The 13628-nt window shown below is 75.2% G+C and carries 10 protein-coding genes and 1 pseudogene; 8 read left to right on the forward strand and 3 right to left on the reverse strand.

Annotated elements, in window-relative coordinates; translation table 11 throughout:
- The first annotated feature begins 3 nt into the window (after positions 1-3).
- The 5 genes and pseudogenes from LCH29_RS13420 to LCH29_RS13440 all read left to right on the forward strand — a co-directional run bounded on the left by LCH29_RS13420 (position 4) and on the right by LCH29_RS13440 (position 2634).
- Positions 4-567, forward strand: a complete 564-nt coding sequence (locus LCH29_RS13420) for a SigE family RNA polymerase sigma factor (protein ID WP_446461941.1) — start codon at positions 4-6, stop codon at positions 565-567.
- Positions 564-908 carry a hypothetical protein gene (locus tag LCH29_RS13425; protein WP_446461942.1) on the forward strand — a complete coding sequence of 115 codons (345 nt, stop codon included), beginning with the start codon at positions 564-566 and terminating at the stop codon, positions 906-908. The genes LCH29_RS13420 and LCH29_RS13425 overlap by 4 nt, the downstream gene beginning before the upstream one ends.
- A 58-nt stretch (positions 909-966) precedes the next feature.
- Positions 967-1098, forward strand: a pseudogene (locus tag LCH29_RS13430) (SDR family oxidoreductase); the annotation flags it as partial.
- Positions 1099-1129: 31 nt separating this feature from the next.
- Positions 1130-1672, forward strand: coding sequence for a nucleopolyhedrovirus P10 family protein (locus LCH29_RS13435; RefSeq protein ID WP_446462089.1), 543 nt, complete (start codon positions 1130-1132; stop codon positions 1670-1672).
- 56 nt (positions 1673-1728) lie between these two features.
- Entirely contained in the window at positions 1729-2634 is a 906-nt protein-coding gene (locus LCH29_RS13440) for a phosphotransferase enzyme family protein (RefSeq protein ID WP_446461943.1), read from the forward strand.
- A 14-nt stretch (positions 2635-2648) separates the two neighbouring features.
- Here the strand turns inward: LCH29_RS13440 and LCH29_RS13445 are convergent, their stop codons facing one another.
- The 3 genes from LCH29_RS13445 to LCH29_RS13455 form a co-directional block, all read right to left on the reverse strand.
- Entirely contained in the window at positions 2649-3230 is a 582-nt protein-coding gene (locus LCH29_RS13445; RefSeq protein ID WP_446461944.1) for a TIGR03086 family metal-binding protein, read from the reverse strand.
- Positions 3231-3311: 81 nt separating this feature from the next.
- Positions 3312-4031 carry an exonuclease domain-containing protein gene (locus tag LCH29_RS13450; protein WP_446461945.1) on the reverse strand — a complete coding sequence of 240 codons (720 nt, stop codon included), beginning with the start codon at positions 4029-4031 and terminating at the stop codon, positions 3312-3314.
- Between the two features lie 80 nt (positions 4032-4111).
- Complete coding sequence (locus LCH29_RS13455) at positions 4112-7273, reverse strand: AfsR/SARP family transcriptional regulator (RefSeq protein WP_446461946.1); 3162 nt, start codon at positions 7271-7273, stop codon at positions 4112-4114.
- A 347-nt stretch (positions 7274-7620) separates the two neighbouring features.
- Here LCH29_RS13455 and LCH29_RS13460 point away from each other — a divergent pair, with 347 nt between their 5' ends.
- Genes LCH29_RS13460 through LCH29_RS13470 form a run of 3 tightly spaced genes read left to right on the forward strand, consistent with a single transcriptional unit; the run spans position 7621 to position 13585 of the window.
- Positions 7621-10197 carry an ABC transporter permease gene (locus tag LCH29_RS13460; RefSeq protein WP_446461947.1) on the forward strand — a complete coding sequence of 859 codons (2577 nt, stop codon included), beginning with the start codon at positions 7621-7623 and terminating at the stop codon, positions 10195-10197.
- 50 nt (positions 10198-10247) lie between these two features.
- Positions 10248-11015 (forward strand): ABC transporter ATP-binding protein, encoded by a 768-nt coding sequence (locus LCH29_RS13465; protein ID WP_246097672.1) that lies wholly within the window; start codon positions 10248-10250, stop codon positions 11013-11015.
- A gap of 2 nt (positions 11016-11017) precedes the next feature.
- The gene (locus tag LCH29_RS13470; protein WP_446461948.1) at positions 11018-13585 is read left to right on the forward strand and encodes an FtsX-like permease family protein; all 2568 of its coding nucleotides are present in this window, start codon (positions 11018-11020) and stop codon (positions 13583-13585) included.
- The last annotated feature ends 43 nt before the right edge of the window (positions 13586-13628 follow it).

The raw sequence follows: 13628 nt of genomic DNA on the forward strand, positions 1-13628 counted from the left end.
CCGATGCCTGTACGTGAGCCGCACGTCCCGCGGCCGGCCACCGAACCGCTGTCCCCCACGGTGACCGACCCGGAGGAGCTGGAACGCGAGGCTGGTCTGGCCCGGCTGTTCGCGCTGCACTACTCGTCGATGCTGCGCCTGGCCGTGCTGCTCGGCGCCGACGACCCGGAGAACGTGGTGGCCGAAGCGTACTACCAGATCTACCGGAAGTGGCGGCGGCTACGGGACGTCGAGGCGGCCGAAGCGTATCTGCGCTCCACGGTCTGCAATCTGACGCGGATGCGGATACGGCACCTCCAGGTCGCCCGCAAGCACGTGGAGGTGACGCCGGACGAGCTCGTCGCCTCCGCGGAGAGCACCGCGCTGCTCCACGACGACCAGCGCGTGCTGATCGACGCGTTGCAGCACCTGCCCGCCCGGCAGCGCGAGGCGCTCGTCCTGCGCCACTGGCTCGGGCTGAAGGAGAGCGAGATCGCCGACGCGATGGGCATCTCCTCCGGCTCGGTCAAGACCCACACGGCCCGCGGCCTCGCCGCACTGACCCAGGCGATGGAGGCCCGGCGATGAACGACATCTCTCCGGACACCAGTCCGGATACCAAACCGGGTGCCTCTTCGGACCGTACGGCCGAGGACCGTACGGCCGAGGACCGCACCGAAGAGGAACTGCGCACCGCGCTGGAGGCGCTGGCCGGCGGGGTGCGGCCCGCGCCCGACGCGTACCGCACCGCCCGCGGCGACTGGCTGCGCCGCGAACGCCGGCGCCGGCTCGTCCTCGTCGTCCTGATCACGGTCGTCTTCACGCTCGCCACCCTGATCGGGCTGTGGGTTCTGAACCAGACCCCGTCCGACCCCGGCGTCATCTTCTCGGGCAGCGGGGGCACGGTGGCGGGGACGGGGCCGGGCTGACCGCGGGAGGGGCCCGAACGCCGTGGGGGTCCCCGCGGCATCCGTGTGGTCGGCCGGCTGGAGTCGCATCCCGCTGCGCCGGTAGGGAACGCCGGAGGAGTTCGGCCGGACGGCGGCATTCCCGCTGTCGCCCGCCGCGTCCTGTCTGACCGGCGGCACGCTGCCGATGGACGGCGGGGCGCGGCACGGGTCGCGCGCCGGGGATGGGGCAGGCTGGAGCGATGACGGTGGAGGGATGGGCGAACGTGGTACGGCAGCAGATCGAGCCCGGCAGCGTGCTTCCCCTGGGCGGCCCGCGCGACGGCGCGTGGATCACGGAGGGGGCGGCCGCCCCGGGCCTGCGCCGTGCGGCCGACTTCACGGGCGGGGCACGGCTGGGCCGGCCGCGGATCTCACGGGTCGATCCGGACGCGTCGCACGACCCCGTCGTGCCGCCTCCGCCGAGCGCGGTGCCGCCGGGGCCACTGCGGATCGATGCGGACGTTCCGGCCTCGGCTGACCCCACGGCTCCGGCCGCCGAGCCCCTCCGGGCGACAGCGGCCCGCCCCCGGGCGTCGCCGGCCACCACGGCGACGGAACGCCTCGGCCTGACGGTGACGGAGGTGGGCCTGCGGGTGACGGGGGCGCCGGACGCCGACGGCGCCCCGGCCAGCGCACCCGACGACGGGTGCCCCGCGGAGGAACCCGCGCCCGGACCGCCCGGCGACGGCGAGGAGTTCCGCCCGGCCGGCGCCGCGCCGTCCGTTCCGGGCGTGACCGCCTGACCGGAGTCCTGGGCGGCCCACATCGAAATCGGCAGCAGACAGTGGAGGGTGACGGCGTGGCGGACGCGGGATTCACGGAGGAGCGGGCGCGGGCGGTGCTCACCGCCGCGCTGCCGCACGGCACCGGCGACGCCGCCGGGGCCCGGCTGCTGGCGCTCGGCGAGAACGCCGTCTTCGCCGTCGACAGCCTGGACCTGGTGGTCCGGATCAGCCGTGACCTCGCCGTACGGGAACGGGCGGAGCGGGAGGCCAGGGTCGCCGACTGGCTGGCCCGGGAGGGGGTGCCCGCGGTGCGCCCGGACCACCGATTCGCCACGGAACAGCCCCTCGCGCACGACGGCCACCTCGTCACCTTCTGGCAGCGGCTGCCCCCGGCCGCGCGCCTCGTCGAACCGGGCGATCTCGCCGCGCTGCTGCGACAGGTGCACGCCCTGCCGCAGCCGCCGCCGGACCTCGTCCTGCCGCGGCGCGATCTGCTGGGCGGGGTCGAGCGGTGGCTGCGGCTGGCCGGGGACGCGATCGATCCGGCGGACGCCGCGTATCTGCGGGCCCGCCGGGACGACATCGCGGCGGCCACCGCCGAGCTGACCCCACGGCTCACGCCCGGACCGATTCACGGCGACGCGCTGCCGCGCAACGTGCACATCGGCCCGGACGGTCCGGTGCTGATCGACCTGGAGACCTTCTCCTCCGATCTGCGGGAGCACGATCTCGTCGTGATGGCCCTGTCCTGGCACCGCTACGGGCTCGGCCCGGAGGCGTACGACGAGTTCGCCACGGCGTACGGCTGGGACGTCCGGGAGTGGTCCGGATGCGCCGTGCTGCGCGGCGCGCGGGAGACGGCGAGCTGTGCGTGGGTGGCCCAGCACGCGCCGGACAGCCCGGCCGCGCGGGCCGAATTCCGCCGCCGGGTGGACTCGCTGCGCAACGGCGATCCGGCGGTGCGCTGGTTCACGTTCTGACCGGCCGGGCCGGCTCACGCCGTCCAGGCGGGGTCGCGGCCGCTGAGCGCGACGGCGCGGTCCAGCGCGGACGCGCCCTCGGGCACCGCGACGACGGAACCGAAGATCTCCTTCGGCCGCTCCTCGTCGGGGAACGACGACAGCCACCCGATGATCGCCTCGGCGCTGTCCGGATCGCAGTCGTAGGGCTGCCCGGTGGCGCGGGCGAGGTCCCAGCCGTGGATCACCAGCTCGTCCAGCGCGACGACGCCCATGGCCTCGGCGGGCAGGGTGACACCACCGGCCTGGGTGCTGCCCTCCCAGGCGGCCGGGTCCCGCCAAGCGGCGGCCATCGCCTCCAGCCGCCGGGGCAGCTCCCGGCGCCAGTCGGGGTCCAGGCTCTCGGCCTGCCCGAGACCGGGATCCCCTCCGGACTGCTTCTCGGCGGCCTGGCGCATGCCGGTGGCCAGCCCCATGAAGTGGTCGAGCAGATCTCCAACGGAGTAGGCCGAGCAGGGCGTGGGCGCCCCCAGCTGATCGTCCGAGACGCCGCTGAGCAGCACCGTCACCCGCTGGGCCGCGGGGCCGAGGTCGATACGTGAGGTCTGGTCGGTCATCGGTGGCTCTCCTTCTTCGGTCCGCTCCCCCTCACCAGTACGGACCGGCCGGGCGGCGGGAACTCATCGGTGCCGCCGGGACTACCCGACCGCCGCCCGCGCCTCGCGCAGCGGCCAGCTGCCGTCCACGACCGCGTCCGGGGTGCCCTTGCGGCGCAGCCAGGACTGGAAGTCGGCGGCCCAGTGCGCGTACCACCCCACCTGCTTGTGGTGCAGATCCCACAGCTCCAGACCGGCGACCTCCCGGTGCCGCTCGGCGAGCGCGCGGGCGACGCGCACCGCGGCGAGGGCGTCCGCCCCGGCCTCGTGGGCGCGCTCGTGCGCGACCCCGTACTCCCCGCAGACCGCCTCCAGCGTGCGCTTGCCCTTGCGGTAGCGGTCGACGGCGCGGTCTATCGTGTACGGATCCACGACCGGGCCGGTGGGCGCGCCGCCCAGCCGCTCGCTCAGCGAGCGCAGCCCGTGGCGGTCCAACTCGGCGGCGAGCAGGCTCAGATCGAACGCCGCGTTGTACGCCACCACCGGCGCGCCCGTGCGCCAGTGCGCCACCAGCACGTCCGCGATCTCGTCGGCCACCTCGCGTATGGGCCGACCGGCCGCCGCCCGCTCGTTGGTGATCCCGTGCACCGCCACCGCATCGTCCGGAATGGGCACTTCCGGCGCGGCCAGCCACTCGCGCCGTCCGATCGGCTCCCCGCCGCGCACCTCGACCACCGCGGCCGTCACGATCCGTGCCGTGCGCGGATCGGTGCCCGTCGTCTCCAGATCGAAACCGATCAGCAGCTCCCTGTGCCAGCCCATGGCGGTTGCCCTCCCTTTGTTGTGCTTCCCCCAGGTGTCGCCACCTTCGCACGCACCACTGACAACGGACGCCGGGGCCGTCAACCACCCGGCAGGGCGCGGGCGGTCTCGTCGCACGCGATCGAGGTGACCGCGAGGTGGAACGGGCACTCGGTGGTGCGCGACGGCGATGCCTCGCGGACCGTGTGCGCCAGCCGCTCGCGCAGCTCGGCGGCGGCCGTCTCGTCGCCCTGGGCCTCGCGCAGGGCGATCAGGCCGCGCAGCGGCAATGCCTCGGCGTAGCGGCGGCCGGACAGGCGGGCGGTGCGCAGCGCGTGTTCCCAGCGGACCTGGGCGAGCACCGCTTCGCCGCGCTCGGCCGCGACCACGCCGAGCATGGTGAGGTCATGGGCGGCGCATTCGGGGCGGTTGTCGGATCGATAGCGCTCGGAGGCGCGCAGATGCAGCCGCTCGGCCTGGTCGAGGTCGCCGCGGGCGCGGGCGGCCAGCGCCCGTACGGTCTCCACCTTGGCCAGCAGATAGCCCTCGGCGCTCTCGCGGGCGTAGGTCTCCAGGGCGTCGGCGAAGGAGGTGGCGTCGTCCCAGTCGCCGTCACCGGCGGCCGCACAGGCGAGCACCGCCTTGACGTAGGCGGCCTCGTGTTCGGCGCCGATGAGCCGCAGTTCGTCGTGGGCGGCGCGGAAGGCGCGCACCGACAGGGCGCGCTCGCCCAGCCGCTCGTACGCCATGCCGGTCATGATCTGCGCGGTGGCGGCGGAGTGCGGGTCGAGGGTGGTCAGCAGCTCCCGGGCGGTCATGGCGGAGGTGAGAGCGGCGCGCCGTTCGTCCTCGGCGACCAGGAGTTCGCTGTGGAACAGCTGCCACACCCCGGTTTCCCAGCGGTGGCCGTGCTCGTCGAGGGCGGAGGCGGTCGCCCGGGCCACCTCGCGCGCCTCGGCCAGCCGCTCCTGGCGGACGTGGGCGGTGAGGGCGAGCGCTCCGACCAGGGTCACCACGGCGGGGTCGCCGCGCTTCTCGGCGGCGGGCAGGGCCTGGCGGAGCAGTTCGTCGTCGTCCCCGGCGCGGCGGATGTTGACGCCCAGCCAGCCGCACCAGGCCAGGGTCTCGGCATACCAATCGGCCGTGGGCGGGGTGGACTCCAGGGCCCGCAGCAGCCGCCGGTGACCCTCCTGGCGCTGGCCCGCGGCCATCCAGTAGAGGGAGAGATGGGTGGCGATGCGGGAGCCGAGCAGCCGGTCGGCGGGGTCGGCGCTGTCCTGGAGCCAGTCCAGGCAGCAGGCCACTTCGGGGGTCACGGCGGTCATCTCGGCGAAGGCGGCCGGACCGCTGCCGGTGCGCAGCGCGGCGTCGGTGCGGTGCGCGAGCGCGGCGACCCAGTCGGCGTGGCGGCGTAAGCAGCCGGTCTCCTCGCCGCGCTCGGCGAGCGCCTGCCGGGCGTACTGGCGCAACGAGACCAGCATGCGGTAGCGGGGGCTGCCGGGGCCGGGGTCGTAGACCAGCAGCGACTTCTCGGCGAGCAGGGCGAGGGTGTCGCCCGCGCCGGGCCCGGCGACCGCCTCCGCGGCGTCGACGGTGAAGGGCGCGGCGAACACCGACACCGACCGCCACACCTCCCGCTCCTCGTCGGTGATGAGGCGGTAGCTCCAGTCGAGGGCGGCGCGCAGGGTGCCGTGGCGGGCGTCGGCCGAGCGCAGCGGCACCTCCAGCAGCCCGCGGCGGGTGCGGAGCTGGCGGACGATGACGGGCAGCGGGGTGGACGCGGCCTTGGGGGCGACGAGTTCGATGCCGAGCGGAAGCCGGTCCACGGCCTCGCACAGGTCGCGGACCTCGTCCCAGTGGGCGGCGCGGGCGGCGGGCGGGGAGACCCTGGCGAGCCGGTCGAGGAAGAGCCGGATGGCGTCCTGGTCGGTCAGCGGCCGCAGGGCGAGCCGGGATTCCCCGGCGACGCCGAGCCCTTCCCGGCTGGTGGCCAGCACCCGCAGCCGGGGGCAGGCGTCGAGCAGGCGCGCCGTGAGGTCCGCGGCGGCCTCGGTGAGGTGTTCGCAGTTGTCGAGGAGCAGCAGGCACCGGGGGGCGCGGTCGATGGCGAGCCGCATCCGGTCGGCGAGGGTTTCGGCGGGGCCGGGCGCGATGCCCAGGGCCGCGGCGACGGCGCCGGGTACGTCGGCGGGTGAGCAGGGCACCAGGTCCACCCGCCAGACGGTGGCACCGGCCTCCTGTTCGCGGGCGGCGGCGGCCAGGGACAGCCGGGTCTTGCCGATGCCCGCGGTGCCGGTCACGGTGACCAGCCGGGCCTCGGCCAGCTGGGCGGCGACCGCGGCGAGTTCGGGGCCGCGCCCGACGAAGTCGGCGCCGGACGCGGTCGCATCGGCCGCGGGGCCGCGCCGCGCGCGCACCGTCCCGGTCGCGGTGCCGGTCGCCGTCGCGGTCCCCGTACCCGTCGCCGTTCCCGTGCCCGTACTCGTACCGGAGAAGCCGCGCAGGACGGCCTGCTGGGCGGCGCGCATCTCGGGGCCCGGCTCGATGCCGAGCCGCTCGCGCAGATCGGCGCGCGCCGCCCGGTACACGCCGAGCGCCTCGGCCTGCCGGCCGCAGGCCTGGAGGGTGCGGATGAGCAGGGCGTGCAGCCGCTCCCGGTCCGGGTCGGCCCGGGCGGCGGCCCGCAGCGCCTCGACCAGATCGGCCGGATCCGCTCCACCGGCCGCTCCCCCGGTCGCCCCGCCCGCCGCGGCGTGCGCGGCGAGTTCGGCGTCGGCGCGCTCCTCGAGGACGGTGAGCCGCAGCGCCTCCAGCCTGTCCCGCTCCGCCTGGACGAACGGCAGTGCGGGCAGCCCGGCGAGCGGGGTCCCGGACCACCGGTCGAGCGCGGCGCGCAGCAGTGCCGCCCGGCGGCCGGGGTCCTCGGTGGCGCGGGCGCGGGCCAACTCCCCGTCCAGCAGCCGCACATCGACCGTGTGCCCGGTCAGGTCCAGCCGGTAGCCCGCGGGGCCCGTGACCACCAGGCCGGGGGCGTGCGGCTGGAGGGCACGGCGGAGCTTGGCCACCGCCGTGTGGAGGGCCGCCATCGGGTCCTTGGCTCGTGCCCCCGTCCACAGTTCGTCCAGGATCCGGCCGGTGCTGACCGCCGAGGGGGCGTGCAGCAGCAACAGGGCCAGCAGGGCGCGCGGCCGCGCTCCGGCGATGACGAGCGCCATGCCGGAGCCGTTACGAACCATGAGGTCGCCGAGTAATTCGAACTCCATGGGTGATATCGGACCATGGGAGGGGTACGGCTGTCCCGCGAACCGGCCCGGACCAGCCGACACGGACGGCCCAAACGGACAGACGGCGGACAGAATTCGGACAGACCGGCGGAGGATGCTGCCCAGGGGGTGTCTTGCCGATCAGGCCGGATCAGCGAGCGGCGTCAGGGGGCACCACCCAGCGGTAGCTGGGGGAGGCTCGCAACCCGCGTGAGGAGAGCGCAGGGGGCACCTCCCAGCGGTAGCTGGGGGAGGCGCTGCGCGCGACGAGCGCGGCAGCGGCGTCGGGAGCCCGGCATGATCGGCGAGACACCCTCCTGGGTCGACACGAATCTCGAAATCTGGAAATGAGGAGCGCCGTGCTGCGGCTCGCCTTCAGTACGCTTCGCGCCCGGCGTTCCCTGTTCGCGGGGTCACTCGCGGCGGTGACGCTGGCCCTGATGCTGCTCACCTCCGCCGGGATCCTGCTGGAGTCCGCGCTGCGCGGCCACGGCGAGCCGAACCGCTTCCACGGGGCGTCCCTGGTGGTCGCGGGCAACGCCGACGTGGGCCTGGACGGGAAGGAGCACCGCCCCGGGTTCGGCGACGTGGAGGCGCCGCTGGTGCCGCGCCCGTCCGTCCCGGCCCGGCTGGTGGAGACGGTGCGCGGCGTGGAGGGCGTCCGTACGGCCGTCCCGGACTTGGCCTTCTACGCGCAGGCGGTGGGCTCGGACGGCCATCCGGTCACCCCCGAGCAGGGCACCCGGTCCTTCGGCCACTCCTGGGCGAGCGCGCGCGTCACCCCGTACGCGCTGCGCGCGGGCAGGGCCCCGGCGGGGGACGACGAGGTGGTGGTGGACGCGGCCACGGCGCGCCGCGGGGGCTTGCGGGTCGGTGGCCCCGTCACCGTGCTGACCGGGGCCGAGGGCCGCGCTGCGTACCGGCTGAGCGGCATCGCCGCCGGGCCGCGCGGCGGGCTGACGAAGGATCAGTCGGCGCTGTTCTTCGCGCCGGACACCGCCGCCCGGCTCGCCCCGGACGGCGACCGGGTGCACGCGATCGCGGTGACCACCGCCGCGGGCGCCGATCCGGAGGCGGTGGCGAGCCGGGTGCGCGCGGCGCTCGGGGCGGGCCCGGCGGTCACGGTGCTGACCGACACCGGCGAGACGGAGGTCTCCTCCAGCGATGTGCTCTTCATCGACACCCTGGTGTTCGTGGTGTCCATGGGCTCGCTGGCCGTGTTCGTCGCCCTGTTCGTGATGGCGGGTGGCTTCGCCTTCGCGATCCTCCAGCGCTACCAGGAGATCGCGCTGCTGCGGGTGGTCGGCGCCACGCCCCGTCAGATCAAGCGCATGCTGGGCTGGGAGACGCTGCTGGTCGCGATCGTCGGCGGGCTGATCGCCATCCCGGCGGGCGCCGCGCTGGCCGGGCCGCTGGCCGACGCGCTGGTCTCGCTCGGGATCGCGCCGGAGGAGCTGAAGGTCGAGGTCGGCCCGTGGCCGCTGGCCGGGGCCGCCGTCGCCGGACTCGTCATCACCCGGCTCGCCGTCTGGTCGGCCGCGCGCCGCGCCGCGCGGGTGCGCCCGGCCGAGGCGCTGCGCGAGGCGGCGGCGCCGGAGCGGCGGATGCCGCGGTCGCGGCTGCTGACCGGGCTGGCCTTCCTCGTCTTCACCGGGCTGTTCCTGGCGTTCGGCATCTCGATGGGCGGGCTGTCGGGGGCGGGGCTGGCGTTCGGCGGTGTGCTGACGCTGCTGATCGCGGCGGCCGCGCTCGGCCCCGCGCTGGTCCGGCCCCTCACCCCGTTCGTGGGAGCGCTCCTACGGGCCTTCTCCCGGCGCACCGGGCAGCTCGCGCTGGCCAACACCGCGGCCGCGCCGCGCCAGGTCGCGGCCGCCGCGGTGCCGATCGTGCTGATGGTCGGCTTCGCCGTATCGGCGCTGTTCATGCAGACCACCCAGCAGAACGTGGCGGCCGACTGGGCGGGGCAGCGGCTGACGGCCGGTCATGTGCTGCTGCCGCACGACGCGGAGGGGCTGCCGCAGGGGGTCGCCGAGGAGGCGGGGCGGCTGCCGGGCGTGGCCGCGGTCTCCTCGACCAGCACCGCCTGGGTGCGTACGTCGGTGCACACCGACGAGGCGGAGAGCGTCACCGCGCGGGCGCTGGGCGCCGACGCCAACGTGACCCGCGCCCTCGACATCCACCTCGAGGACGGGGATCTGCGCGGGCTGACCGCCGGGCGGGCGGTCGCGGTCAGCGTGGAGCAGGCCAAGGAGTACGGGTGGAAGACCGGCGAGCGCATCCGGCTGCGGCTGCCCGACGGCACCCGGCGGGAGCTGACGATCGGCGCCCGCTTCGACCGCTCCCTCGGCTTCGCGGACCTCGTCGTCCCCGCCGCCGTGCTGCGCCCGCACACCCCCGACCCGCTGCTGGACGCCGTCTACCTGATCACCGGGCCTGACCACCGGCCCTCCCTGGACCGGGACCTGGCGCGGCTGGCCCAGCGCTGGCCCTCGGCCCGGGCCGCCGACCGCGACCAGGTGCAGGAGGCCGGGGCGGCGGGCGCGGTGGACGAGACCTGGCCGGTCTATCTCTTCAGCGCGCTCATCGCCGCCTTCACGGCCCTCGCGCTGGCCAACACGGTCGTCATGGCGACGCTCGTGCGGACCGGGGAGTTCGCGATGCTCCGGCTGATCGGGGCGACCCGGCGCAACGTCCTGGCCCTGGTCGCCTGGGAGAGCGTGGTCGTCGCGGGCTGCGGAGTGCTGCTCGGCGCGGCGGTCGCCGGGATCGTGCTGTCCGCCACCAGCCTGGCGCTGACCGGCGGCGTCCGCATCAGCGGCCCGCCAGGATTCCTCCTCGCCGCGGCCGCGGGCGCGGTGGCGCTCGCGCTCGTCTCGGCCCTGGTCCCGGCCTGGCGGATGCTGCGCGAGCGGCCCGCGCGCTGAGCCACATCACCTGACGACGCGATGAACGACCATGGAGAGGAAGGCATCTGATGACGCTGCCGGATCAGACGGCGCGCATGACCACGCGGGGCGCGCTCCCCGCCATGCGGCTGGAGAACGTGACCAGGCGCTACGGCCGGGGGGACGGCACGGTCCACGCGCTGCGCGGCGTCACCGTGGCGCTGCCGCCCGGGTCGTTCACCTCCATCATGGGGCCGTCCGGCTCGGGCAAGTCCACGTTCCTGCGCTGCGCCGCCGGTCTCGACCGCCCCACCTCCGGCGGGGTGTTCCTGGGCGACACCGAGATCAGCAGGCTGCGCGAGCACAAGCTGACGCTGCTGCGGCGGGAACGGATCGGCTTTGTCTTCCAGTCGTTCAACCTGGTGCCGTCGCTGACCGCGAAGGACAACATCCTGCTGCCGTTCCGGCTCGCCGGGAAGCGGCCGGACCGCGACTGGATGCGGGACGTGGTGCACCGCACCGGGCTCACCGAGCGGCTGGGCCACCGGCCCGCCGAGCTGTCCGGCGGCCAGCAGCAGCGGGTGGCCGTCGCCCGCGCCCTGGTCACCCGGCCCGAGGTGGTCTTCGCCGACGAGCCGACCGGGGCCCTGGACCTGTCGTCGGGCCAGGACGTGCTGCGGCTGCTGCGCGACGTGGTCGACGGCACGGGCCAGACCCTGATCATGGTCACCCACGATCCGGGCGCCGCGGCGTACGCGGACCGGGTGCTGTTCCTCGCCGACGGCACCCTCGTCGACGCGATGGAGAACCCGACGCCGCAGCGGGTCGCCGACCGCATGGCCCGGATGGGAGCCTGACGGTGCTGCGCCTCGCTCTCGGCGGAATCCGGCACCACCGGTACGGATTCATCGGCGCGCTGTGCGCCTCGGCCCTGGCCGCGATGCTGCTCGCCGCGTGCGGAGTGCTGATCGAGTCGGGGCTGCGGGCCGTCCCGGAGACGGACCGCTTCGGCGCCACGGCGGCCGTCGTCCGCATGGATCCCGACCTGGTCGTGACGACCGGCTCGGGGCAGAACGTCGACCATGAGCACTACCCCCTGGACCAGCCGCCGCGGATGAGCCGACAGGCCGTCGACGCGGTGCGGGCGGTCGACGGCGTGGGCCGGGTGGTCGCCGACACCCCGTTCTACGCCCAGGCCGTCGGCCCGGACGGGGTGCCGCTGGCCGGACCGGAGGACGGGCCCGCCCAGGGCCACGCCTGGGAGGCCGCCGCGCTGACCCCGTTCACGCTGCGCTCGGGGCAGGCTCCGGGCGCGGACGACGAGGTCGCGGTGGACGCCTCGGTCGCGGCCCGCGCGCATCTGAAGGCGGGCGACACCGTACGGGTCGTCACGGACTCGGGGGCGCAGCGGTTCCGGGTCTCCGGAGTCGCCGCGCCCGGCGGCCGGGACGGGCTGCCCGACCAGTCGGCGCTGTTCTTCTCCGCGGCCACCGCCGAGCGGCTGTCCCGGTCCGGCGGCGAGGCCGCGGCCCTGGGCGTCTTCCCCGCGAAGGGAGTCGACGCGGACGAGCTGGCCGGGCGGCTGAAGGACAAGCTCGACGAGCCGGGCACCGACGTGCTCACCGGCGACGCACGGGCGGAGGCTGGGGCGCCGGAGACCACGCGGCAACTGGACGACGCGACGCTGCTGTTCGGGCCGATGGCCGGGTTCGGCGGCTTCCTCGCCGTCTTCGTGCTCGGCGGCACCATCGCCCTCGGCGTCCTCCAGCGCACCCACGAGATCGCGCTGCTGCGGGCGGTCGGGGCGACGCCCTGGCAGGTCCGGCGCGTCGTCACCTGGGAGACGGTACTGGCGTCGGTCATCGGGCTGGTGCCCGGGTTCGCGCTCGCGGTGCCGCTGGCCACCGTGGTCCTGGGGACGCTGCGGGACCGCGGCTCGGTGCCGTCCGCGTACCAGCTGGTGGTGGGGCCTGTGCCGTTCCTGATCGCGGCGGCCGCGACCCTGCTGCTCGCCCTGCTCGCCGGGGTCTTCGCGGCCGGGCGGGTCGCCCGCATCCGGGCCGCGGACGCGCTCCAGGAGGCGGCCGCGCCGCGCCGGATCATGCCGGTGACCCGGCTGCTGCTGGCCCTGGTGGCGCTCGGCGGCGGGATCGCGCTGTTCCTCGCCACCCAGCACATCGGCGGCGAGGTCGGGGTGGCCTTCCAGTACCTGGTCGTGATGCTGCTGATGGGGGCCGCGGTGCTGCTGGGCCCGCTGCTCACCCGGGTGCTGGAGCCGCCGCTGGGCGCCCTGGTGTCCTGGATCGGCGCCACCGGACAGCTCGCGCACGCCAACTCCCGTACCTCGGTGCGCCGGGTGGCGTCGGTGGCGTCGGCGCTGATGCTCACCACGACGATGGCGTGCACGGTGCTGCTGGTCACCGGGTCGCTCAACCGGATCACCGCCGAGCAGACCGACCGCCGCACCCGCGCCGATGTGGTGCTGCTGCCCCGGGACGCGCCCGGGCTGCCGCCCGATGTGGTGGCGGCGGCACGCCGGCTGCCGGGCGCGGAGGCGGTGGCGGCGACCCGTTCGACCACCTTCGTGTCGTACGTACTGGGCACCCCGGACGTCCTGGGTGCGCAGGCGCTGGATCCGGCGGCCGCGGCCAAGGTGCTCGACCTGGGGCTGCGGGAGGGTTCGCTGACGAGCCTCGCGAAGGACGGCACGGTGGCGGTCAGCCGCACCCACGCCAAGGAGCACTCGCTGCACGTGGGCGACCGGCTGCGCGGCTGGCTCGGTGACGGTACGAAGGTGTCGCTGACCGTCGGCGCGGTATTCGACCGGCCGCTGGGGCTGGGCGACATTCTACTCTCCGAGCACTATCTCGCCCCCCATACGCATCAGAAACTGGACAACTCGGTGCTGGTGCGGGCGAAATCGGGTGAGGAGAAGCGGCTGCGGGAAGCGGCCGCGGCACTGGTGAGCGACCATCCGACGGCAAAAGTGACGGATGTCGGGGAATACGCCTCCGCCACCCGCACCGCCCTCGCCCAGAACACCACCGGCACCTATCTCGTGCTGTCCGTGCTGGTGATGTTCACGGCCGTCTCGGTCGTCAACGGACTTCTCATGGGAACGGCCGAGCGGGCGCGGGAGTTCGCGCTGCTGCGCCTGCTGGGCGCGAGCCGGGGACAGATCAGCCGCATGCTCTATCTGGAGACCTTCATCGCGGTCCTGATCGGCGCCGCGGTCGGCACGGCCATCGCCTGCGCGGGCCTCGCGGGGGCCAACGGAGCACTCACCGGGTCCATGGAATTCAGCATTCCTCCCGGCGGCTACACCCTGGTGCTCGCCGGAGTCGCCGCACTGGCCCTGGTGTCCACGGCCCTCCCGGCCGCATTGGCCCTGCGCAATCGGGCGGATGGAGTCCTTCCGGCGGCCTGACGCCATTTCGCAGCGGACTAGAAAACCAGTTCGCAACCGGCGC

The organism is Streptomyces sp. BRA346 (assembly GCF_052851135.1).